Below are 25,229 nucleotides of genomic sequence, written 5' to 3' on the forward strand. Positions count from 1 at the left end.
GCTAAGATATGTGATATTCAGCAAGAAAATGGCTGAATTTATAAAAACAGGATAATTGATAATCATGTGTCTTAGTGACCAGAAGCAATGCTCACCCCTTGCAATACAAGGGCATTATCGCCGTGTAATGATGGACTATTGCCCTGCTCGCTCTGCCATAAAATTGCAGGAATGATGTATGCAACACAACAGCCTCGTTGCCCGATTTGCTCGTGGTAACCTCGTCGTCCAGATCCTTGTCGGTATTGTCTTTGGTATTTTGCTCGCCACAATTTCCCCAAGCCATGCCGAAAGTGCAGGATTAATTGGTAGCCTTTTTGTTGGTGCTCTTAAAGCGATCGCGCCAATCCTTGTGTTTATTTTGGTTGCCGCTTCAATTGCGAACCAAAAGAAAAACCAGCACACGTACATGCGTCCAATCGTTGTACTGTACCTGATGGGTACGTTCTTCGCAGCGCTATCAGCAGTGGTTCTAAGCTTCCTTTTCCCGACCAATTTAACGCTTGTCACCGGCGCTGAAGGTGCAACGCCGCCTCAAGGTATTGCTGAAATTCTACGCACACTGTTGTTTAAACTGGTCGACAACCCAGTAAATGCACTAGTAGAAGCAAACTACATCGGCATTCTTGCTTGGGGTGTGGGTCTGGGTCTTGCTCTACACCACGCATCTGCAACAACGAAAGCCGTGTTTGAAGATCTCAGCCACAGCGTGTCTCACATTGTTCGCTTTATCATTCGTCTTGCACCATTTGGTATCTTTGGCCTAGTTGCTTCAACGTTCGCAACAACAGGCTTTAGCGCACTAGCAAGCTACGCACACCTTCTGGCGGTTCTTCTTGGCGCTATGATGATAATCGCACTTGTTGTAAACCCGGCGATCGTGTTCGTTAAAACTAAGCAAAACCCTTACCCACTTGTATTCCGTTGCCTACGTGAAAGTGGTGTAACCGCGTTCTTCACTCGTTCAAGTGCGGCGAATATCCCAGTAAACATGGCACTATGTGAGAAGCTAAAACTGGACGAAGATACATACTCAGTATCTATCCCACTAGGTGCGACCATTAACATGGCTGGTGCTGCAATCACTATCACAACGCTAACGCTTGCAGCTGTGCACACTATGGGTATTGAAGTTGATCTACTGACTGCACTACTGCTAAGTATTGTGGCTGCGGTTTCTGCATGTGGCGCATCAGGTGTTGCAGGTGGCTCGCTACTACTTATCCCACTTGCGTGTGGTCTGTTTGGTATCTCAAACGACGTAGCAATGCAGGTTGTAGCGGTTGGCTTCATCATCGGCGTGATTCAAGACTCTGCTGAAACTGCACTAAACAGTTCAACAGACGTTGTCTTCACAGCAGCAGTTTGTAAATCAGAACAGCAAAAAGCTCAGTAAGACTGACAGAATAAATAGAAAGGGGAGCCGATGATGGCTCCCCTTTTTTATATACTAATTATTTGCGCTCAATTACGCGGTGGCCAGAGCCACCTCTTCAATTGAGAAATGCTTACTTGGCTCAACAAACTCTTGCTGTGCCGCGATAGTTTGCAGCTCCCACTCCCCTGCATGGTAAGTGGCGCTTAATACCCCGTAACACGCGTCATGGCAGTGTTGGAAAGCTTGTTTAGGAGACCAACCCTTCAATAATCCAGCGGTGAAGATAGCCGAAATAAGGTCGCCTACACCCACAGGTTGTTTGACAAACTCAAACTGAGGGCGCTTCGCTAAGTAAATGCCTTCTTGCGTTGCCAGTAACATGTTGAAGCTGCCATTCTCTAGGCAGTAAAGGTGCTTAACTAGCACAACTTTTGGACCTTTCGCTAGTGCACGTTGGCATGCCGTGATCGCATCGTCTAACGAGTGGATTTCCATCTCTGCAAATTGGCTTAGCTCGAACTGGTTAGGCACGATCACATCTGCCATTGGCATCAGACGGTTTAACAAGTTTTCTGCAATACCCGGCGCCACAATACAGCCTTTGTCTGGCGCGCCCATCACAGGGTCGCAAACATAAAGTGCCTTCGGGTTCGCTTGCTTCACCTTCGTCACAGTTTCTTCAACAGCAAGGCACTGCTCTGCGCTGCCTTGGTAGCCCGTCAACACCGCTTGGCACTTTTCCAATGCACCGATGTTACTAAGACCACGAACTAACTCGCTGATGTCTTCAGCCGCAAACGCTCGCCCAGTCCAGCCTTCTTGATACTGCGTGTGGTTAGAAAATTGAACGGTATGAATCGGCCATACTTCGAAGCCCATGCGTTGCATTGGGAAAACGGCACTGCTGTTACCAGCATGACCAAAAGAAACATGAGATTGTATAGAGAGGATACCTTGCATAGTACCTTACCTCTTATTGTTGTTATCGATAGTTCAAAGACAGCGGCAAGCGCCAGTTTTGCGAAACCAGTAGTGTATCCGACAAACCAAGATTCTCTAACTCAATTCTCGTTAACTTCTTCAGAGTAAGTTGGAGCGCTGGTTTTCAACACCATCTTCTTGATTTCCATTTTGTCTTTATTCAGTGCGATTTCTAGGGTATCTCCTTCCCTTATCCCGAGTTGAGTCAGGATTACGCTTGGAATGACTACGGCGGTATCGTCACCGATTTTAACAGGTTGACTTATCATCTTTCGTCCTCCAAATGTCGAAAATGAGTTTTCACATCATTGGATATTTATTCCCAAGAGCCTTGTTCTGACTTGGGCTTGGCATAAGCGCCTAAAAACAAAGAGCCTTCCACACCGCGTTTGGGAAGGCTCTTTCATTATTATTTTTTAATTTGCTAAAGGCTCATGCTTGGCAGCAATCAGACCGTAAGCACTCCAGCCTAGGAAGGTGACGATTGAGCCCCACATCATCGCTTCGTAGCCAGAACCATATAGCGCGTAGAAGCTGTATAGAGAACCAATCAGAGCGATAATGTTGGTGGTTTTCATCTCTCGCTCTGGCACGTGCGCCACTTGCTGCATGATGAAAATTGCGCCCATACATAGGATGTAAGGAATAACGTTCGTTACTACCGCTAGGTTAACCAGCGCTTCGAACTGCTCGTTCAGCGTTGGAGAAATAGTCATTAAAGACAGCACCGATTGGATAACCGTGATGGCCACCATACCTTTGATTGGCGTACCACGTTTGTCCACTTGAGAGAACAATTTAGGGAAGAAGCCCGCATCAGAAGATGATTTGAACACTGACGCGATAGTGAACTGCCAACCTAATAGAGAACCCGCACAAGCCAATACCGCCATACCAGCAACCGCTTTACCTGCTGCTGAGCCAAGCATCACAGACCATACGGTTGAGAATGGCGCGGTAGAAGCGGCAAGCTCAGAGTTTGCAACGATACCAGAACAGATGTTTGTCGATACAATGTAAACCACCGCAGCAATCAACGTACCGCCCAATACTGCGATTGGTACGTTCTTCTCTGGGTTTTCTACCGCTTCTGAGTTCGCACAGGCCGATTCAAGACCAAGAAACGCCCATAGTGTCATGGCAATAGAAGCACTCACAGCTTCACCAAATGGTAGGTGGTGTGGGTTCCAAGCTTCTATGTACATGGTTGGGTTAAACCAGAACCAACCAACAATACCTAGCGAACATACCGGTAGGATCACACCCCATACCGTGAAGGTACCGATTTGACCTGTGATTTTCGCACCACCGAAGTTAGCGAAAGTACAAATCCAAAGAATGGCGATGGTGTACAAACAGGTTTCGACCGGAGATAGGGTCACTTCAAAAAATGCGGAGCCGTAACCCACACAGGTAATCGCGATCGCAATATTCGCAATAAGGAGCGACAAACCGTAAGTCCAGCCCGCCATAAACGCACCCGATTTACCGAATGCGTAAGACGCGTAACCGTTCATACCGCCGTCACGTTTACTAAAGCGACCACATTTTGCAAACACATAAGCCAACGCCAAAGAGCCCGCTGCCGTGATCAGCCAAGACAACACAGAAATGGTGCCCACTTGCGCCAGTTTACTTGGCAGCATGATAATACCGGAGCCAGCCATATTGATGAACGTCAGAATGGTTAACTGCACCACCGACATTTTTTTAGTTTCAGTACTCATAAATTATTCTCCACGAATAAGCGGTTCGCACCGACGCCGGAGCGTGGTGCGAACGGGTAGATTAATCTTTTAGGACATAGCAATGTGCGGTAGTGCGACCGTCGACATCTTCAAGGTACACACCTTGAATTTCTGGCGCGAAGCCTGGGAATCGGTTGATGCCTTCTTCTAGAGATAAGAAGTAATCAACCACCTGTTGAGTCCAGATTTCACCAGTGATCACACAGATAATGCCTGGAGGGTAAGGCAGCGCACCTTCGGCGGCTACGCGGCCGACGGCCTCTTTAAGTGGTAGGTAATCGCATTCACCGCGGAAGTATTTACGTGTTGCCACGTCTGGTTTGTGAACCATTTGTGGGAAGTATTCACTGCGGAACATCGCTTTTTGTAGCTGTTTCACGTTCAGCTCTTTGTACATGTCATGCATTTCCTGACATAGCTGACGGATGGTGTAACCACGGTAGCGCTCTTTGTTCGCTTCGTAGACGCCTGGTAGCACGATACTGAGAGGTGCATCATCACGAATGAATTTTTCAAATCGGTTGATTTGCGCAACAAGGTGACGGATCTTACCCATATCTTCCGCTGGAGTGAGTAGGAACAAGATGGAGTTCAAGTCACACTTCTCAGGGATGATGCCGTTTTCGCGAAGGAAGTTCGCCAATAGCGTTGCCGGAATACCGAAATCTGCGTAGCTGCCGTCTTCGGCAATGCCTGCCGTGGTTAGCAACAATTTACATGGGTCAACAAAGTATTGACCTTCACCATAACCTTCAAACTTGTGCCAGTTTGCATCTGGCTCAAACATGAAGAACTTCTTGTTGGTCGCGATCACATCAGTGTCATAACTGCCCCAAGGTTGACCTTCAATTTCATTTGGAATGAACGGACGAATTAACTCACAACTTTTGAGAATTTCTTTACGCGCTTCGATACCTGTCTTAACTGCGTCGCTCCATAAACGTAAGCCTGCTTCACCATCGTGGATCTTCGCGTTCACATCCAATGCAGCAAACAACGCATAGAAAGGAGATGTCGATGCGTGCATCATAAACGCGTTGTTAAAGCGTTTGTGATTGCAGTAACGAGCTTGGCCTTTGATATGGCGGTCTTTTTTGTGGATTTGCGACGTTTGAGAGAAACCAGCTTGTTGTTTGTGAACAGACTGAGTCACGATCACACCCGCATCTTCTGGTTTCAGATCCAGTAGCAGTGGCGAACAGTCTTTCATCATAGGGATGAACTGTTCATAGCCTACCCATGCCGAGTCAAACAAGATGTAGTCACAAAGGTGGCCAATCTTATCCATGACGTAACGAGCGTTATAAATTGTACCGTCGTAAGTACCCAACTGGATGATGGCCAGGCGGAACGGACGTTCATCTCGTGCACGCTCTGGAGATACTTTCGCGATTTGAGCACGAATGTACTCTTCATCGAAACAGTGCTCATCCATACCACCAATGAAGCCCCAAGGGTTACGCGCCGTTTCTAGATAAACTGGCATACCACCCGCTTGGATTAACGCGCCGTGGTGATTCGACTTGTGGTTATTGCGGTCGAACAATACCAAATCACCTTCAGTTACTAGCGCGTTACACACCACTTTATTTGAAGCAGAAGTACCGTTAAGTACGAAGTAAGTTTTGTCAGCGTTAAATACTTTTGCAGCATGTGCTTGCGCTTGGTGTGCAGAACCTTCGTGGATCAGTAAGTCACCTAAGTCCACGTCCGCGTTACACAAGTCGCTACGGAATAGGTTTTCGCCAAAGAAATCGTAGAATTGTTTACCAGCAGGGTGTTTTTTGAAGAACTGACCACCTTGGTGCCCTGGACAGTCAAACGCCGAGTTACCCATCTCAACGTAGTGCGTTAATTGCTTGAAGAAAGGAGGGAGCAGACGACACTCATATTTAGTCACAGCTTCATTAATTTGACGGCAGTAGTAATCGATAGATTGTCTTTCTAAATCAATAACACCCGTTAACCAAACGTAATCTTCTGCCGAAACTGGAGTTTCATCGGTCACTAAGAAAACAGGAATTCCGTACCCTGTTTCCGAAATCATTCTGTGCAGACCCGCTTTAATGTCTGCTGACGTAATAATAGCCGCACCAACGTCGGTTAATTCAACTTGTTCTAAAGGCAGTAAGTGACGATTAAATTGTTCATCTAAAGATTCAGCTAATAAGCTAAAGTCTTCAGTCATGTAATTACTAACACCTATAATTAAACGTTTCATTTGAAATATCTCTTTTTGTTCTTTAAAAATGACAAGGACAGATATTACAAACGAAATATTTATTTAAAATTCAAATTACAAATTTCGTGATTAAATTTTCATATTTAAAAGACTTATTTTATCGAATTAAAATTTAGAGACTTTCATCACTTTCCAGCTTCTATCTCAATGATATTGAAACGCACCTAAAAGGAAAGAACCTTCAATAATTATGTGACAACGCCCATTATTAAAAAGAAGGTTATTATAAGAAAATAAAGTTTTGAGATTTCCATCACTATATAATAAGTTAAATTATATTATTGCAGTTTAAAACACTCCACTTTTAACCAAATTTAAACACATAATAAAAGAGCCATCAACACATGTATTGATGGCTCTTTACTTTGGATATAAAGAAAAAACAACTTAATTGAATAAATGACTATCTAGCTTGACTCCACCATTCGACCATTGCTGATAACGCTTTACAGACATGCCTGACGAGTACATGGTATGTTTACAATCCATACACTCAACAAAATACAACCCACTCATTCCTGCCATAACGTGCAGCCTTCGGCTATCGCAGCGCTTGCAGGACAGGCGCTTTACTTTGGTGTTGACGTCAATACGCCGAGCAAAGTTTAACGTTTCGTGAGAGCATAAAGCGTCAACTGCACTATCTTTAAAAGGATGCTCACTAAGTAAATAATTAATGGCGTAATCGTACACCGGGGGGATTGAAGATTTTCCACTTTCAATATTACTTATCTTAGCAACGGAAACGCCTAATAAAGAAGCGAACTCAGCCTTACTGTACTCTAAGATAAATCTTGAAGAGATGAATTTATCTGCACTAATGATTCTCAACATACACAAATCTCTAATAGAAATAAAAACAGAGCAAACTAATTCGCTCCATTTCTGCTGAAACATGTAATGAAAAAGTTACTTCCTAGTGTAATTCTGCATATTATCTATGCTATTTTATTTTGTACGTCATCTTGCCCCTAATTAATTATAAAATCAATAATCCATGCCTAAATATAAAAACACAATTTAAGATTTATAATACAATTTTTAATTTACATTATTAGATAAAGTAATGAATACTATTCACCTATTACTCTGGGCATCAAGTATTGCTCTTCAATCATTATTACTATCAATTGAAGAGAGTTGATTTGAGCCCAACAGGAGAAGTAGATAAAGAGGGAAAACCCTCTATTTGAAGATAAACATATCCCACCTTAGCGAAGTACTAAAAATGTGTTGAAAAATCGAATAAATAGTATGCAATCCAGTAAATAAATCGCTTAGATAAGTTTACAGTCTGTAGTTGTAACCGACAGAGATACTGAGACAGAAAGGCAAAAGAAAAGCCTCAATTATGAGGCTTATGGATAAGATAAATTATGGTTGAAGGAAATTCTGCGTGAAATCGAGCGCCTCTTTAGAGAGCTTTTTTTCGGTAGACGATGTGGTTGTCTGTCCTTCCGTCGTTGCTGTGGTCATGTCTGGCTGGAAGTTCGGCGCCGATGCTTCATCCCATGCGTTAGCATCGTCTTTATTTTCGTCACTCAACACCACGTTAAGTTCCTCCTCTGCAGGAAAATACGCTTCGCGTTTGTACACCTTGTTCAGCGCCCGAATAATGGAATGCTTTCTTACCATCCCTGACGCCAGCTTTCTTTGCAACGGTTTCGCTATAGATTGCAATCCAACGACGACGTCAACACCAATATTGGTCGCCACTTCGTCACGCAACGTACGCGCTGGCTGATACCCCATATTGGCAGCAAGAAACAGCCAAACATAAGCAATCGCATTGCCTGTTTTACCTTTGTCCTTCCACGCTTCGCCAGCATGATACATCGCCTCGGCGCTGCCACCTTCTGCGGCCCTTTCAAGCCAATAGCAGCCTTTGACCATGCTTTTTTCTGTACCAACACCATTTAGGTAACATAAGCCAACTTGGATTTTTCCGTCCGCACTGTCTTTTTCAGCCGCTTTCATAAACCAATAAAGTGCATCTGCACTGCGTCCTGCACTATTGTCTGGTGAAAGTTGCCACTCACCCATGTAAAGCATGGCATCAATGCAGCCTTCCTCGGCTGCGGTTTCAATCAGTTGGTTACCTTTGGGAATATTTTTTTCCGTTCCGCGACCAAAAACCAACGCTTTGCCTGTCGCAAATTTTGCTTCGGTATCCCCTTCCATTCCGGCAATGGCGGTACGCCAAAAGTTTGCCTGCTCTTTTAAAATCACATCTTCACGCATGCGCTCACTCAAGCGAACAATACCGTACATTCCCGTCACATTGTCCAACTTAGCGGCTTTATCATACCAATACAGCGCTTGACGAATGTTGTCCTTCTCAGCTTCTTTCGCTAGAAATAAAATGGTGGGGATATGTCCGGTTTCTGCTTTGAACTCACGCTCTTTACGCTCTTGCTCTCGCGCTTTTTGCATCGCCTTTCGATAAGCGGCTTCGCGAGCTTTCCTCTCTGCCTCGAGTCTCTGTTTCCGCATCGACAACGAGATCATCCACACAAATATCAGGACGAGTGAAAGGCCAGTTGCCGCAATGGCAATGCCCATACTACTCATAAATAGCCTCTTTTGGTTTCAGGGCCCAATTCATCTCCCTCTCAGGGAAATATTAAGATTACGCGCCGACATAACGCCGACTACCTTCATTATATAACGACCACTTAGCGAAAATCTGAAGCTTGCCAAGACTTAATGGCGGTATTTTATGCAATATCACTGCAACTTATTTTTAATTGAAAAATATCACTGTGATTTTTATAGAACTTAGTCACGGTTTTGGGGCTGAGATATTCTCCTCCCCTATCATCCCCCCTTGCTCCTCCTATAAAAATTTACATTTTAATGATGTGCAGAAGCTCTCACTATGCGTCTGTTTTATTATTTAATTTGTGAACAAAATCGACTGTGACAGAAAATTTTCACTTGTAAAAAACTTAACTGCCTGCTCTCACATTTTGCTGATGATTCAGTGTATTAGCATCTAGTTGAACATTTCCTTTTTCGGCATCTGCCTTTCTAGCGTGTGCGAAACCTTCTTGATGACTGAGTCAGCGAAGGCAGCGCGCAGCTCAATATCAATTCAATAACAATGGATTTGTAAACGTGGACAATAAGACATTTAAATTATCAACAATTGCCAAAACCGTACTGCCTTTGATTTCCGTCGCAGTCATCAGCGGTTGTGGTAGTGATAGCACGAACGAAGATACGACGAACCCAGGCTCAGGCTTGTACCCTGCGGGAGAGAACGAGGTCGTCATTTATTACAAACGCGATGTGGCGTCCGCTTCAACGGCCAGCGACTACGAAGGTTGGGGCTTGCACCTGTGGAACGGTGAAGGCTGTACCAGCACAGATTTAGACGCAATGGGCATTCCTGGCACAGGAACGGATTGGTCGGCACCGCATCCATTCGATGGCATCAACGACACCTACGGTGCTTATTACGTACTGAAAGTGAACCCAGATGCCTCTGACCCACACGAATGCATGAACTTCATTCTGCACAAAGGCGATGAGAAAGCATTCGGCAGTGCAAATTCAAAAGTAGAGCTGACGAAAATCGGCGAATCTAAAGGGTTGTTTGGCTTCCACGGCAGCAGTGAGCTTTACTACGAGCCAATCGAAGAACGCCCTGTTGATATTGATGGTCAAAAAGCGCATTGGCTAGATGCCAACACCATCGCGTGGGAAGCGGCGACCAATGCGGATTCCATGAAGCTGTTCTACAGCCTCAGCAACGACATTAAAATGGATGAAGACAAGCAAATCTCCGGTGGCACGGCGGTTGAGTTGACGAAAGCAGGTGATTTATCTGATGGTCTGAAATCACGCTTCCGTCACCTTGCTAGCCTTCAAGCTGCGGGTATTGATGTCGATGACGCGACCCTACGCACGATCCTGAAGTCACAAATCGTTATGGTAGCTTACAACGCAAATGGTGACGTCATTTCTGCAACTGAAGTGCAAAAGCCGGGCGTTTTGGATGCGGTGTTTGCCGATTCCAAGGCAGGTAACGCGATTGGTCAAGAACTCGGCGCGATTGTGGAAGGCGGTGCCGCAACCTTCAAACTATGGGCACCAACTGCCCAAGATGTTGATCTGATAATCTACGATGAAAACTTAGCAGAAGAAGCGACCGTTGCCATGACGGAAGACCCAGCAACAGGTATCTGGGTTTCTGAGGCACAAAGCAACGTTGTCAACAAATACTATCGCTACCAAGTTAAGGTATACCACCCAACAACTGGCGTCGTTGAAACGCGTTTGGTAACAGACCCATATTCAATGAGCTTGTCTAAGAACTCACGATACTCGCAAGTGGTTGATTTAGATGATCCAAGCTTAATGCCTCAAGATTGGAAAAACTACGCACGCCCAACGGTTAAAAAAGACGAAGACCACGTCCTTTACGAGTCACACATTCGTGATTTCAGCTTTAACGACAGCAAAGGCACACCAAGTCTTGATGGCAAATATCTGGCGCTTACAGAACCTGAGCGTGAGTCCGTATCTCACTTACAAGCTTTAAAAGATGCTGGCCTAACAACGCTACATATCCTGCCAGCATTTGATATTGCAACCGTGGATGAAGACGCTGACCAGCGAGTCGATATCACCGACACCGTGGGTAAACTTTGTGGCATCAAGCCAGAAGCGTCCATTTGTGAGACCGAAGATGACGGCAAAGTGATTGAAGAGGTATTAAACAGCTACGACCCAACAACGGGCAAAGCACAAGCGTTGATGAACGATCTTCGCATGCTAGACAGCTTCAACTGGGGTTACGACCCATATCACTACACCGTGCCAGAAGGCAGTTATGCGACCGATCCTAACGGGTCTAAGCGTATTCTTGAGTTCCGAGAAATGGTTCAAGCGACGCATAAAATGGATCTGAAACTGGTCATGGACGTGGTGTACAACCACACAAATGCATCTGGTGTGAACGAAAAATCAGTACTGGATAAGATTGTCCCTGGGTACTACCACCGCCTAAACGTCAACACTGGCGGCGTAGAAAACTCAACCTGTTGTGATAACACCGCCACCGAGAACTTGATGATGGGTAAACTGATGGTTGACTCATTGATGGTGTGGGCGGATGACTATAAAGTCGATGGTTTCCGTTTTGACCTTATGGGCCACCAGCCGAAAGATGTCATGGTCTACGCACTTGAAAAAGTCCGTGAAATTGATCCGAATACTTTGTTCTACGGCGAAGGCTGGGACTTCGGTGAAGTTGCGCAAAACGCTCGCTTCGATCAAGCAACACAAGTCAACATGGCGGGGACAGAAATCGGTACTTTCTCTGATCGTCTGCGTGACGCAGTTCGTGGCGGAAGCCCGTTTGATGGCGGTGTAGATTCTGAAGGTAAGCACCCACTTCGCTTCAACCAAGGCTTTGGTAACGCTGCTTACCCGAACGAAGAAACCAAAACTGACGCAGAATCTGTGAATGGCCGTCTACACAACCAAGATCTGGTTCGTCTAGGTATGGCTGGTAACTTAGCTGACTACGTCCTTCTGGATTACAAAGGCGAAACCAAACTTGGTAAAAATGTTGATTACAATGGTGCTCCAGCAGGCTACACAAAAGTGCCATCAGAGAACATTTCCTACGTGTCTAAGCACGATAACCAAACGCTGTGGGACAACAACGCTTACAAGATTGCGACAGGTACTTCATCTGCTGAACGCGCACGAATGCAGTCTGTATCACTATCAACGGTGATGCTAGGTCAAGGTATTCCGTTCATTCACATGGGTTCTGAGCTATTGCGCTCTAAGTCAATGCAGCGTGACTCGTACGATTCTGGTGACTGGTTCAACCGTGTATTCTTCGATGGAAGCGACAATAACTGGAACGTTGGTCTACCACGTGAAGACAAAGACGGCGCAAACTGGGAGTTGATCAAAACCATCGTCGGTGACAGCACGGCGAAACCAGACTCAACGGACATCGAGCTGACGAAGCAACAATTCCTAGAGCTACTAAAAATCCGCAGTACAAGCGAACTGTTCCGCTTAGACACCGCGCAAGAAGTGATGAATCGCGTTGATTTCCGCAACGTGGGCCAAGACCAAGTAGAAGGCTTGATTGTGATGTCTATCGACGATGGCACATCAGCAGGTGCCGATTTGGATTCGAACTACGATGCGATCGTGGCCGTTGTGAACTCAACATCAACTGAGAAATCTTTCAAAGTTGCTGGCGCAACTGGTTTCGAGCTGCATGAAGTTCAACAAAACTCTGCGGATGACATCGTGAAAGGTGCAAGCTTCGCCAATGAAACGTTCACAGTACCAGCACTGACAACAGCGGTATTCGTACAGCCACAAGACGGCGCGCAAGGTGCAGGCCTACCAGTAAACACGGACAATAAAGACGTATCGAGCATTCCTCCTTACGGCGAAACTGTGGTTTACGTCAAAGGCACCATGAACGAGTGGTCAGATAGCAGTGACTGGGCGATGACCTTTATTGGCAATGGCATGTACTCTGTAACTGGCGTTCTTGAAGCTGGTGAACACGAGTTCAAATTTGCGGATTCAGGATGGGCAAATCCAAACATCGGTTGTGATGCTGCGGATTTGGCTTCTGGCTCACTAGACTTAGGCTCTGCGGGAAACTGTACGTTGTCTGTCGCTGAAACTGGTAAGTACAACTTCACTCTGAACGCGTTACATGTTCAAGATGAAAGCGTAGAAAAACCTGTCGTTTCAGTGACGAAGTCAGCAGATGCACCAACGTTCGGTGAAACAGCACTTTACCTACGTGGCACTATCACCACATGGGATACTCCAGCGCAAGACTCCACTGCGAAGTTCAGCTATGTAGCAAATGACGTTTACTCGCTAGACATTGACCTAGCGGCGGGCAACTACGAGATGAAAGTTGCGAGCGCAGACTGGGCAGCAGACACCAACTTCGGTGGCGAAGGCAGTGTTGAGCTTGGTAAAGCGCTAACGATGGAAGTCGGTGGCGGTAGTGCAAACCTCAAAATTGCGATTGCAGAAGCGGGAAATTACAACTTCCACTTCAACGCGGCTGACAAGTCGGCGCCAATCGTGACGGTAACGAAAAACTAGTTTCATTTAAAAACATCCATAATGAAAAAGGGGAAGCATCACGCTTCCCCTTTGTTTTTTTGGCGTCACTAAATGGTGGATACCAAAATCAAGAAGGTGTTAGTTTCCCCAAATCTGTTCAACAAACTCAGGGTGATCAATGAATGGATTGCGATTGCCCTGAAACTCAAACACTTGTTGATTGCGGTTTTGTTCTTTTTCACTAACCGGATCATTTTTGTGCCAACGTTTCAGCATATTTAACATCCAAGGTTCAAAAACCGTTGAACTTGAACCATCAAGGACAGCATCCGCATTGCTTGAATTGCCTTCCCAGTTACCTACAACATTTTCATAGCGGGTTGCTATGTAGAAATAGGCACGAGCAAAGTCGCCTTTGAACTCATCGATCGGCTCAAACACCGTACCGGAATAACCTAGGCTAGTACTTGCTTGACCAAGTTTAGAACCATTACTAGACACGTACGTCGCGGTGGCAACTTCACCAAATGGCCAGTTACTGCGCTTCGCATTCACATAGCCATCGGTCGCAAACAAATGGTGACCATCTGAGTTCATCGGTTCAACTTTACCGCCAAACCAGCTTTTCGGGAACGAGTGTTCACGGTTGTAGCAATCCCCTTCTTGGCTATATTGACCACATTGGTCTGTCACTTTCGTGAAGCTGATAGCATCACTGCCCGCAGGTTTCTCTGAATACATATCGAGAATAGAGCCATCATTTTCGTAATAGCGATCAATATCAGCATCTTTTACCAAGGTCCACACCGCAGAATAACCTCGGCTAGTGTGGTTGTTGATGATGTTAAACAGCGCCGTTTTTAGAGCGTAGCCCGTCTTGCCAGACGCCGCTTGGTAGTAACCATCAACCACTGGTGGGGTCGTGGTTGAGTCACCTAACGTAAAGTCAGTGGTTTCGCTTTTCGCAAATTCAGCGCCAGAGGCAAGTGTATTATCCCCCACCTTCAACGCGTAAGACCCCGAACCATTGCCACAGCAAATGCCGTCGCCATAGCTGTCTTGAATCGTAAATTGGTAGTTACCATCGGCCAAACACATGGTCTTTTCAACAGAGGTTGACGACTCATACCCCTGACCAGAGAAAAGCACTTGCGCTTGGCTATTTTTCAACTCCCAGCTAGTTTCTGAGCCATAGTTGTCCGTCGTGAGTGTAAGAACCACTTCATGATCACTACAGCTTTCTACAGGAGGTTGTGTACTTGTCTCGGTCGGTTGAAAATTATCGACGTAGACAACTTCTGAGCCATCAAACCCGGCCTCATCATAAAAACGCAACCCGACATTGATGGTCTTGTTCGAACTCGCAGTATAGTTATGCGCCAGCTCTTGCCACTGGTTTACCTGCTGCGGATCTGAGTAATTGTGATAACCATCAACCACCAGACGTGCTTTTACATTTCCTTCGGTGTGATAAACCGAGACAGAAAACGGATAGGTTTTCCCTTGCTCCACATTAATGGTTTGCAAAAGGTCAGTGTTGCTTTGGGTACCTGTATTCACGACGACTTGAGCAGCCAGGCCGCCCGATTTGATTTGTTCGCTGCTTGGCGACACCGCGATGCCAGCGTCAATCACTGACCACTGCGTAGGCGCACTGCCATTCCACTGTTCAAAGTCACTATTGAGAATTTGGCTATATGCAAGCGGAGAGCTAATAACAGCAAGAAGACAGAGGGGTTTCGTTATGGATTTCATTATACTTTTCCATTAGTTATGTAAATCCCAAACACGATAAACATATTAGTAAGGCATAAGTAATCCTTCGGTCACACTTTTACGTTGCACAAGTGTTAATTTACTTTTTAATGTGCAGCTTATCTCACAAATATCTACCTGCCGAAAACAAACGCCAATGCAAAAAGCGAAGCAACCTGTTGGCTACATCGTTGGAAAACCATTAAGGGAAAAGTAAAACGGACGGAAAAAAGCCAAGTGTGCGCCTATGGGAGTCAGCAACAACACTTGGCTTGTGTATGAGAAAAGCTTCTGGTCAGCTCAACTGATGAGCGGTGATTCTGGGTACTTCCTAGGGTGTAACCGCAAAGAATCGACCTTGTAATGGCGACATCGGAATTTGATATTGACCATTGCTTGGCGTAATTTTTTCATTCGTGAGCAGATCCACCAACTCACCAGTACTAACACTTTCCTGATTAAGAATAATTGTTCTCGCGCTTTTCGAAGTGTTTAGCGCAAACAGTACTTTGTCTGTACCAGATTGTTTCAAGTCCACATAACTGCCGTTACTCGCAACTAAATTCGTGCGTGACCCCTGATACAATGCTGGGTGCGCACTGCGCATCGTCATCAGCGATTTCACGTAAGCTTTGAGATCGGCTTGGTTTGCATCAAGCGTCGCCGTCACACCTTCAATTTTCGCACTGCTGCGCGCAACGTGATCATCGCACAAACCTTGAATGGCGCAGGTATTGTTGTCTTCTTTTGCGGCAAAACCATCCACTTGATCCCCGATTTCATCACCGTAGTACAACGTGATTGGCCCGGTGTACGCCGCTTGGAAAGCAAACGCGGCTTTATGGCGTAACCAATATTCTGCATCATTTACATCCGCTAAGTTTCCGCGCTGCAACAAGTCACCAAAGCGTACTAAATCATGGTTGCCGATCATCAAATTCGGTTGCGCATGCGTTGGATATTGGTTGTGTGTGCTGTAGCCGTTGTTTAGCCAATCCACACCGCGACCACCCACGCCGCTCTCATTCACGGCCAAAGTTTCTACGATGCGATAGCGCATCGGGAAGTCAAATGCAGAGCACAATGCTGGATCGCTGTTCGATCCATACGCCTCATTCGCGATCTCAGACTCCCCTTTCCAAATCTCTGCCACCATGTAACCCAACGGATTCACTTGTTCGCCTTTGCTATTGGTGTACGTGACACCTTGCGAGGCTTCATCGACGGCTTTACGAAGTTGTGTCCAAGCGTCTGTCGGAACTTGATAGGCTTGATCTAAACGCCAGCCGTCAATCTTGAGTTCTTTGATCCAATACGTTGCTACCTCTTTGTAGAAGTCGAGACTGGCCGGGTAATCAACGGGGTTACTCGATCCCGTTGGCAACAAGCCGGAGGGAGATGGTTTGATCAAACCATCTTTGTGATGACCAAATACGCCATCAAAAAACACGTATAAACCGCGCTTGTGTGCTTCTTCGACTAGAGTTTTCGCGGTCGCTAAATCACCAAATTTTGGGTCGATCTTAAAGTAATCTGTCGCAAAATAGCCCGTGGCGTCCAAACGATCGGCCCAGTGATCTTGTCCTGCTATCGCTTCAGACTCAAAAATCGGCGTCAACCAAATCGCGTTCATCCCTAAATCTTGGATGTAATCAAGTGAATCAATCACCCCTTGCAAATCGCCATTATGGTGACTGGTGCCATAGCCCGTACCGTGACCAATGCTTGCATCACCATCCACAAAACTCTCGACCATGATTTGATAAGTACGAAGTTGGTTACTTTGCGCCATGACATTGGCTTGGCAAGCATAACTGGTATCCGGTAGCGGAGTGCTGCTATTAGTATCGCCACCACCAGAAGAATTACACGCAGATAAAGCACCAATCACACTTAACGCAAGCAGCGATCGATACAGGCGATGGTTACGTCGGACGTTACGCATTTTACTCTCCCTAACTTACTCAAATTAAGTAAAAACATTTGAGTAATAAAATTAACCCCAACATGCTTCCCATGTAGGGGTTAATAAATAAAAACAGATTTTAAATAACTGAATGGAATATTATTGACACTTATTTACCATAATTGAATAAGGTGAGCCATCATCTTTAAATTCTAAACTCCAAAGATATTTACCAGGCTCTTTAATTTCTAGTTTTGTATCTGTACCGTAACCACCGTAAGTCAGTTCATTTAATTGTCCTACCGATAGTTTTTTACCTTTGGCAGTGAACTGCGGTTTCCATTGTTCAGCGGCATACTGCATTTTGTAATTACCTGAAACCTCATCGGTAATCACTTGATATACATTATTCCCCTTATAGGTCAGCTTGCGCTCGGCAGTGTGCTTCCAATCTGCATTTGGGAAACTACCTACAACAAAAATGTCTTTAGACAATGGGCCTGATTCTGCCGAATCCGGCAAACTACAATTTGTCATCATATCAATCTGAGTGCTCGTAAATGCAACCGCATTATGTACTTCATCTTGGGTTGTATTTTCTGATGATGTGGACGAGCAAGCAGACAAGATAGACACAGCAGCTAACGTATATGCTGTATTTATAATTAATTTTTTCACGTTATATCCTTATTTTTATTATACCAAGTACTAATTAAATTAGAACATATATATTATGACTCTAAGTAAAATAAACTTTAAATAGAAATAATATAATGTGTGAAAAAGATAACTAAATGCGCAATAAAAAAGCCGACTATCTTAGCCGGCTTTTTGAAATTACCTATTTGCTATTCACTGCTTTTACAAATACTTCTTGCGCACCTTCAATTCCTAACGCTTTTGCTTCATCAAGTAAGCTCAGAGCTTTAGGGATATCATCTGCTTTTACCGCCGCTTTAATTGCGTTGTGGTAGTAAGTTTGTGTTTCAGGCTGTACTGATTCAACCGCCTTGACCGCAACTGGAGCCGCTGTTGGTCCACTACTTGATGTTCCGATTGAGAAGAAACTCACACGGTCAATCGAGACTTCAATCTTACCTGTATCACTGTTTGGAATTGGAATATCTTTTACTTCTGGCAAGTAATTGCCTCGTCCCTCTGCATCCAATCGCGCAGGGTGAATCACATCCGTAAATCTACCTAGATCCGATTGATCAGTGTAAACAATTAGGTAAACAGAATCTAAACCCACTGGTGGGAAGAAGTCTTTTTCAGCGACTAGACGGTTTCCAAGATGAAGACGAGGTTTTGTGTACTCAAACTCCGCTTTGCCGTAGTTTTCAATTTCTTTACCGTTTTTATCTACGATAATCGCTCTTGGTACGAAAGCAGTGTCTTCGATAAAACTAGTGATTTTAATGGCAAACTCGCCACGGTCAGCAGGCAACTCAAACACCGCAACACGGCTGTCGATATCTTTGTATTTCAGCACTTGGCTCTGAGTAGTGATATCTACAATTGCAGAACTAGGAAGCTTCATTTTTACAGCTTGAAGCTCAGAGATAACATCAACTTGCTGTGCTTGAGCAACTTGAACTTGTTCGATTACTTCAGTGGATTGACAGCCAGCAAGCGCGACACATCCACTTAACATAAGGGCACGGAAGTACATACTTTTTCCTTCTAGTTATTTTTCTAAAGGTTTTTTGCACTAAAGCATCTTAGAGTGACTTTGGTGAAACGTCTAACTTTTCGAAAACCCTTAGAAAAATAGCCGACAGATGTCGGCTATTTGACTAGGACTGCTAGATAACTAAGAGATTACTCGATTACCACCAAGCTTCAGCTTGGATACCGAATACGAAGTCTGAGTCACCTTTATCACCGAAAGTAGTGCCTTCTTCATCAGTGATGTAAGAACCGTATACGCGTAGCTCTGGACGTGCCCAGAAGCTGTCACCCATTGCCCAAGCTTGAGCAACTGTAAATTTATGACCGCCAAAGTCTTCGCCTTTCTCGTTTTCACCAGCATTGTAACCTGCTTCGAAAACAGTACGCATTGTGTCGTTCCACTTGTACATTGGACGAACTACAACAGAGAACTGATCTGAATCACCTTGACCACCACTGTAACCGATGTCAGAACCTGCTAGGTAAGCTAGTTGGTGACCCATTTCCCAGCTTTCGCCCAAGTTCATTACACCCCAGTTGATCAAGCGATAACCTGTTGCGTCGTTTTGAAGGCCAGAACGGTCGTAGTATGCACCAGCACCCCAGAAGTTAGCAGCTTGAACACCGTAACCTGCTGTACCGTATTGAAGAACAGTTTGGTTGAAACCGTTGATTAGACCTTGGTGAACGATTGCTGTAGCAAGAATGCCGTCATCACCATCAACTGATTTGTCATCTTTTTCAGTAGAAAAGTTGTACGCAGCTGCTAGTTCAAGTGTTGCGTTTTCCCACAGACCGATATTTGCTAGACGAGCATCAAAAATGTAGCCGCTACCGTTGTCATCTTCCCCATCTTGGATAAGAGCAAGAGATAGTTTTTGGTTACCTACTGAAAGATTTTCGATACCACCACCAGTACCAGAAGTGTTTAAGAAGTAGAAGTCAGTGATGTGGATATCTTTACGTTGGTAGTAAGTTTTACCAGCCCACATGGTTGCGTCTTTATCAGAAGCAATCAGACCTTTCGCTTTAACTGCGAATTGCGCAACGTTGAAATCGCCATCTTCCCAGCCAGCTGCTCCGTCGTTACCTTGAGCAATCATAGACTCAATACGCCAAGTTTGGTCGCCAGTTTTAAGGTCTTCAGCAAGGCCGATCTCGTAGTAGTTGTCGTTTTCGTTACCTAGACGACCAATACCATTCTTCATGAAAGACACATCAGCTTCACCGTTGCCACTAATACCAGTACCAGCGCGCATGTAACCATTAAAGTCCACTGCGAACGCAGAACCAGCAGCTAAAGTTGCAGCCACAGCAGCAGCAATTGCACTTACTTTTTTCATTCTTAACTCCATTAAGGGTATTTATAATTCTGTCTTCCCTGCTCACTCTTTTAGGTGAATATAGGCAGTAAAAACACACCTAAAGAAAGAGAGGTAAGATGGGAACGAATCCCCGTTTGTTTCAACAGTTATGAGATTACCCGAGGCGTACAAGGATGACTTCCTCCGCCCCAAACTAATTTAGGGGGGATGAGAAGGGAGTAGAAAATTTACCGAATGGTGTTTTTTCGAGTCAGATCACCAATCTAGGGAGGAATTAGTAAGTTTATTCGGTTTTGAGCCGCTACAAAGTGATAGCCATTTCATATTTTTGACTCTAAGCCGTCACATAAAGTAATTAAATTACATGAATATTTTTATATTTAGGGTGGTTGACCTTAGTAAGACAAAGTTTTTAACTTATAGTTTCCTAAAGGTAGCAATAAATATTAAATAAAGTATCTCCGATGACACGACTTCTCTCTCGCCCTTACCCCTTGGGTGCAACTGTAAATAAAGAAGGTTGTAACTTCTCTATTCACGCTCCGGGGAATAAAGACATAAAACTCGCCCTGTTTGCAGGCGATGGCAGTTACGCGCTTCATGATTTACCGAATGAATACGCTGGCATACGTCATACTTTTATTCCGGATATTAAGCCGGGGCAAAAATACGGTTACCTTGTCTCCCACAAGGAAGAGCCACTATTAATTTCTGACCCTTACGCAAAGTCAATTGATAAAGCCCTCCACTACCACCCTCCCTACTCTCCAGCCAAAAGTTTCGATATGCCGAAGTGCATCGTTATCGAAGATAATTTTGACTGGCAAGATACGGATCATCCGCGTATACCCAGAGAAGAGATGGTGTTGTTTGAGACACACGTCAAAGGGCTTACCCAACTTCACCCAGAAGTTGAGGACAACCTGAAAGGGCGCTATTTAGGTCTTGCATCACCTAAAATGCTGGCCTTTTATGAACAGCAAAACATCAACACGCTGCAATTGCTACCTGTCGCAGCGTGTATGCATGAGCCTCACCTACTAGAGATGGAAAAGGTCAATTATTGGGGATACAACCCTTATCTCTTTATGGTACCCGATCCGCGCTACGCAGAAAAAGACGCCGTCACAGAGCTCAAAACAACGATTCGAGAACTGCACAAAAACGGCATCGAAGTGATTCTCGACGTAGTTTACAACCACACCGCAGAGGGGGGGGAAGGGCCTACAATTTTCAACCTGAAAGCGCTCGACTCCCGTTTTTACATCAAACATGGCAACCACTTCGCAAATTACACTGGCTGCGGAAACACGGTCGATCTCACCTATCAACCCGCTTTAAACCTTGTAATGGATACATTGCGCTACTGGGTTAGCGAATTTAAAATCGATGGCTTCCGTTTTGACTTGGCTGCAACGTTAGGTCGACAGGGCGATGATTACAACCCAGAAGCAGCTTTCTTTAAAGCCGTCGCGCAAGACCCAATTTTGCGTGAAACCAAATTGATTGCCGAACCTTGGGACATTGGTCCAAATGGCTACCAAGTGGGTAACTTTCCATTTGGTTGGAACGAGTGTAATGACAAACTGCGTGATATTTCCCGCAGTTTTTGGCGCGGTGATCAAGGCTATTTAAAAGAGTTTGCCACTCGATTAATGGGCTCTCGTGACATTTATAGTGCAGCGAACTGGCCATACAAACTCACGGTGAATTACATCACGTATCACGATGGCTTCACACTGCAAGATTTAGTGTCTTACAAGCACAAACACAATGAAGCTAATGGCGAAGAAAATCGCGACGGCCACGGTGACAATCGCTCAGAAAACTACGGTGTCGAAGGCGAGACAGAAAATCTGATGATCATCGCCACGCGTGAGAAGCAAAAACGCAACCTTATTGCCAGCTTGCTGTTTGCTTTTGGAATCCCACACATCCTCACTGCTGACGTGCTGTCTCACACCCAAGGCGGTAACAATAATGCCTATTGCCAAGATAACGAAACCAGTTGGCTTAACTGGGGAGAAACGGAGCGTAAGCAACATTTCAAAACGTGGATGTCACAAATGGTCGCCAACCGAAATCAATACATGGTGCCATTTATCCGAGCTTTCAGTGGCGAAAACCGCAATAACAACCGTATTTTCTGGCGCCGTACAGACGGTCGCTTAATGGAGCACGATGATTGGAACCGTTTAAGCTCTGTCGCACTTCACCTTGGCATCGGTAAAGAAGGACAAGAGCTGGTCTATCTCATCAACCAAACTAACGCCACAGCGCGCTTTAAGCTCCCTAATGAGCGAAAGCAAGAATGGGTAACGATCTGCGACACAAACGTACGTAACCTTAACCCAGGGCATGCTGAAGGCGAGGTTTTGCTATCACCTACTTCGATGGTAATTTTGCATTACCAGCCGAAATTGGAGCAATCATAGAGCAATAGCCCTGAAAGCTTATATACACGACTTTAATAGTAAAAGACCCGAAGTCCGTTAACGACTTCGGGTCCATTTAGTGTTGTAAGCATTAATGAACCTCTGTATATTTATGAGCTATTACAGTATATGAACCAAATTAAAAAGGCGTATAGTCCATATGGCTACTTATCTTTACACACGTTATTCGCCAAAAAATCGAGCTTACCAAGAGCACCTTAATACTCTAAAAGCTTTTGCGCCCGAAGCTCAGCATTTTGAGGATAAGGTTCGTGGTTGCATGCCTCCAACCGAGAGAGAGGCATTCTTACAACTGCTCGATTCCGTCAGAGCAGGTGATACGATTGTGCTCTGGTGGCTAACGGCATTTGGTCGAGATTTTAGTCAGGCGTTAAATACAATAAAAGTATTACTAGCAAAAGGGGTCACACTGAAAACCGTTTGTGAACCACTCACATTTGAACCGGATTCTGTTCAAACTCAAACGCTACTCACCGTGCTATCTGGATATGGAAAAGTGCAGACTGAACATCGCCTGTTTGCAGCAGAGCAAGGACGGCAAGCCATTAAAGATCAACCAGATTTGTGGAAACAGAAATTTCGCGGACGCCCAGCAGACAAAACTAAACACCAACAGATCGCAACGTTGCTGTTAGAAGGCTATACGTTGAAGAGTGTTTCGGAGCAGTGTGATGTCAGCCTATCTACCGTAAAACGCGTCAAATCTAAGTTAAATGAAGTGGATGATGAAGGCTGCCTCAGAACACGAAAGCAAAGAGGTTATTCTGATGGTGATCCATCATGAGTCGCCCAATCAACTTTCGCACTATCTTACTCGCCTGTCTTATTATCAGTGTTGGCCAATTGAGCATGGGGCTTGTTATGCCCTCTTTGCCATGGATCGCAAAAGACTTTTCTATCTCCCTTGATCAAGCCCAACTGCTTGTGAGTATTTACTTACTCGGTTTTGGTCCCTCTCAGTTCATTTACGGTCCGGTATCGGATGCTTTGGGTCGAAAAAAAGTACTATTGACGGGTTTGCTCATCGCGATGTCTGGTCTATTAATGATCATTTTCCTCAGTGACACCTTCACAGGCATGGTGATGGGGCGTTTTCTACAAGGCTTAGGAACTGGGTGCTGCGCGGTACTCGCGAGAGCATCGACTCGAGATAGATTTAGTGGCGATGAGCTCCCTGTCGCCATGTCTTATATCGCTATGGCAGCTTCGATCACGCCACTCATTGCGCCTGTGATTGGCGGCTTTATCAACTTCCATTTTGGTTGGAGCATGGTGTTCATTTCACTGCTAGGTTATGTCTCACTCGCTTGGGTAATCATCGCCTTTAAGTTTACAGAAACCATTGCAAAACGATCTGTTATTCCGTCACCACGCAACATGCTTTTCCAGTATCGAGACTTGGTGACGTCACGTTACTTTATGAGTTTTGCCAGCATCAGTTGGTTAAACTTCAGCCTGATGATAACGACCGTGTCCGTGATGCCATTTATCATGCAAGACCAAATTGGCATGACATCCGATCAATACGCAATGTGGGCACTCATTCCCGCTTTAGGTATGTTAGGCGGCACCACGATTTGTAACCGAGTAAGGCCAATTATCGGCAACAAAAGAATGCTACTTTGTAGTCCATTCCTGCATCTCAGTGCTGCAATATGGTTGTTCTTCTGCCCGGTAGAACCGCTGTATTTAATGTTGGGGCAACTATTAATGATCTTAGGTAACGGCATTGCCCTACCTTGCGCGCAAGCCATGGTAATGCAACCCTACAAAAAGCAGGCTGGTGCTGCAGCAGCCATGTCTGGAGGTGGACAAATGATCGTATCCTCATTGGTCAGCTTAACATTGGTACAGCTTGGTTTAAGCCAAGCCTGGCATCTATCAATCGTTATTGTGGTGTTTGCAGCAATAACGCTCACCAATATTCAACGAGGTTTTGGAGCAGATCAACCTTCAGAACAGTAACGAAAAGACTTACTATTGTCCTTATAATTAAGAACACATCGTATAAGCTTTAACTAAGGATAAGTTGGCGGGTACTAACATGATGTTGCATTTACGAATTGGCGCGCTACTACTCGCCACTTTTATATCCGCTGGCACCGCCGCAAAAGCCAACGAGTACTGGCAATTTGATAGTGACGATAACGGAATCACTATCTACTCTCGAGAGCATACCGACGGTTTAGTTGAGATTCGTGCTCGGATGTTCACACCCACCAGCTATGGCGCATTTTTAACGCTATTGGAAGATAGTGACAATATCCCGAACTGGATTGACAATGCCAGTCATAGCCGGGTTTTAAATCAAATATCAGCCACCGAAAACATCGTTTATACCCAATTTACGGCGCCATGGCCTGCAAAAAATCGTGATATGCTCACCTACTCTAAATATTGGGTCGATGAACTTGGGTTCACGATAAAAATCAAAAGCGCACCAGACTCATATCTTGCTGAACAAAAGGGCTATGTTCGCATTCGTTCGGTTGATGCAACTTGGGAATTACAAAAGCTCACTAATGGCACGACACTCATTGACTACAAAGCGTTTGCTGACCCCGGAGGCCTTTTGCCAATCTGGCTAATCAACAAACTATCAAAACAAAGTGCACGAGCAACATTTAGTAACCTAAGAAAAGAGTTACCAAAATATCAGCAATACTCCCATCCTCAGATAAAGGAGTAAACTTCACGTT

Annotated in this window: 17 protein-coding genes; 6 read left to right on the top strand and 11 right to left on the bottom strand. The window is 45.0% G+C overall.

The features are described from left to right. Positions 1-178: 178 nt before the first annotated feature. A complete protein-coding gene (gene sstT, locus F7Y48_RS15280; RefSeq protein WP_005396770.1) occupies positions 179-1,396 on the top strand; it encodes a serine/threonine transporter SstT in 1,218 nt (405 codons plus the stop codon). A gap of 72 nt (positions 1,397-1,468) precedes the next feature. Here sstT and pdxY read toward each other — a convergent pair whose 3' ends face one another. The 6 genes from pdxY to F7Y48_RS15310 all read right to left on the bottom strand — a co-directional run bounded on the left by pdxY (position 1,469) and on the right by F7Y48_RS15310 (position 8,920). After that, on the bottom strand, positions 1,469-2,338 hold the full coding sequence (pdxY, locus tag F7Y48_RS15285) for a pyridoxal kinase PdxY (RefSeq protein ID WP_316684988.1): 870 nt from the start codon (positions 2,336-2,338) through the stop codon (positions 1,469-1,471). A 101-nt stretch (positions 2,339-2,439) separates the two neighbouring features. Next, a complete protein-coding gene (locus F7Y48_RS15290) occupies positions 2,440-2,628 on the bottom strand; it encodes an AbrB/MazE/SpoVT family DNA-binding domain-containing protein (RefSeq protein WP_005396772.1) in 189 nt (62 codons plus the stop codon). Between the two features lie 147 nt (positions 2,629-2,775). Next, on the bottom strand, positions 2,776-4,086 hold the full coding sequence (gene potE, locus F7Y48_RS15295; protein ID WP_005396773.1) for a putrescine-ornithine antiporter: 1,311 nt from the start codon (positions 4,084-4,086) through the stop codon (positions 2,776-2,778). Positions 4,087-4,147: 61 nt separating this feature from the next. Continuing rightward, positions 4,148-6,328: an ornithine decarboxylase SpeF gene (speF, locus tag F7Y48_RS15300; RefSeq protein ID WP_316684989.1), complete on the bottom strand. Its 2,181-nt coding sequence runs from the start codon at positions 6,326-6,328 to the stop codon at positions 4,148-4,150. A gap of 408 nt (positions 6,329-6,736) precedes the next feature. Continuing rightward, on the bottom strand, positions 6,737-7,183 hold the full coding sequence (locus F7Y48_RS15305) for a helix-turn-helix transcriptional regulator (protein WP_031780583.1): 447 nt from the start codon (positions 7,181-7,183) through the stop codon (positions 6,737-6,739). A 540-nt stretch (positions 7,184-7,723) separates the two neighbouring features. Then, positions 7,724-8,920 carry a hypothetical protein gene (locus F7Y48_RS15310; protein WP_316684990.1) on the bottom strand — a complete coding sequence of 399 codons (1,197 nt, stop codon included), beginning with the start codon at positions 8,918-8,920 and terminating at the stop codon, positions 7,724-7,726. A gap of 546 nt (positions 8,921-9,466) precedes the next feature. Here F7Y48_RS15310 and pulA point away from each other — a divergent pair. Then, positions 9,467-13,456 carry a pullulanase-type alpha-1,6-glucosidase gene (pulA, locus tag F7Y48_RS15315; protein ID WP_316684991.1) on the top strand — a complete coding sequence of 1,330 codons (3,990 nt, stop codon included), beginning with the start codon at positions 9,467-9,469 and terminating at the stop codon, positions 13,454-13,456. Between the two features lie 99 nt (positions 13,457-13,555). On the opposite strand, the gene F7Y48_RS15320 is transcribed toward pulA, so the two are convergent. From F7Y48_RS15320 to lamB, 5 genes are all read right to left on the bottom strand, one after another. Next, the gene (locus tag F7Y48_RS15320) at positions 13,556-15,172 is read right to left on the bottom strand and encodes an endonuclease (protein WP_316684992.1); all 1,617 of its coding nucleotides are present in this window, start codon (positions 15,170-15,172) and stop codon (positions 13,556-13,558) included. Positions 15,173-15,503: 331 nt separating this feature from the next. After that, the gene (locus F7Y48_RS15325) at positions 15,504-17,117 is read right to left on the bottom strand and encodes an alpha-amylase family glycosyl hydrolase (protein WP_316684993.1); all 1,614 of its coding nucleotides are present in this window, start codon (positions 17,115-17,117) and stop codon (positions 15,504-15,506) included. 120 nt (positions 17,118-17,237) lie between these two features. After that, entirely contained in the window at positions 17,238-17,756 is a 519-nt protein-coding gene (locus tag F7Y48_RS15330) for a glycosidase (protein WP_258506479.1), read from the bottom strand. Positions 17,757-17,919: 163 nt separating this feature from the next. Then, positions 17,920-18,750 (bottom strand): MalM family protein, encoded by an 831-nt coding sequence (locus tag F7Y48_RS15335; protein ID WP_258506481.1) that lies wholly within the window; start codon positions 18,748-18,750, stop codon positions 17,920-17,922. Between the two features lie 157 nt (positions 18,751-18,907). Further along, a complete protein-coding gene (gene lamB / locus F7Y48_RS15340; RefSeq protein WP_258506482.1) occupies positions 18,908-20,092 on the bottom strand; it encodes a maltoporin LamB in 1,185 nt (394 codons plus the stop codon). Positions 20,093-20,538: 446 nt separating this feature from the next. On the opposite strand from lamB, the gene glgX reads away from it, so the two are divergent. From glgX to F7Y48_RS15360, 4 genes are all read left to right on the top strand, one after another. Continuing rightward, on the top strand, positions 20,539-22,509 hold the full coding sequence (glgX, locus tag F7Y48_RS15345) for a glycogen debranching protein GlgX (RefSeq protein WP_258506483.1): 1,971 nt from the start codon (positions 20,539-20,541) through the stop codon (positions 22,507-22,509). 160 nt (positions 22,510-22,669) lie between these two features. Continuing rightward, on the top strand, positions 22,670-23,314 hold the full coding sequence (locus F7Y48_RS15350) for a recombinase family protein (RefSeq protein ID WP_124008131.1): 645 nt from the start codon (positions 22,670-22,672) through the stop codon (positions 23,312-23,314). Then, a complete protein-coding gene (locus tag F7Y48_RS15355) occupies positions 23,311-24,495 on the top strand; it encodes a multidrug effflux MFS transporter (protein WP_048625450.1) in 1,185 nt (394 codons plus the stop codon). The genes F7Y48_RS15350 and F7Y48_RS15355 overlap by 4 nt, the downstream gene beginning before the upstream one ends. Before the next feature lie 79 nt (positions 24,496-24,574). Then, the gene (locus F7Y48_RS15360; protein WP_174856113.1) at positions 24,575-25,219 is read left to right on the top strand and encodes an START domain-containing protein; all 645 of its coding nucleotides are present in this window, start codon (positions 24,575-24,577) and stop codon (positions 25,217-25,219) included. Positions 25,220-25,229 lie beyond the last annotated feature (10 nt).

Source organism: Vibrio sp. 2-1-2a (genome assembly GCF_032648565.1).
Taxonomy (GTDB): domain Bacteria; phylum Pseudomonadota; class Gammaproteobacteria; order Enterobacterales; family Vibrionaceae; genus Vibrio; species Vibrio diabolicus.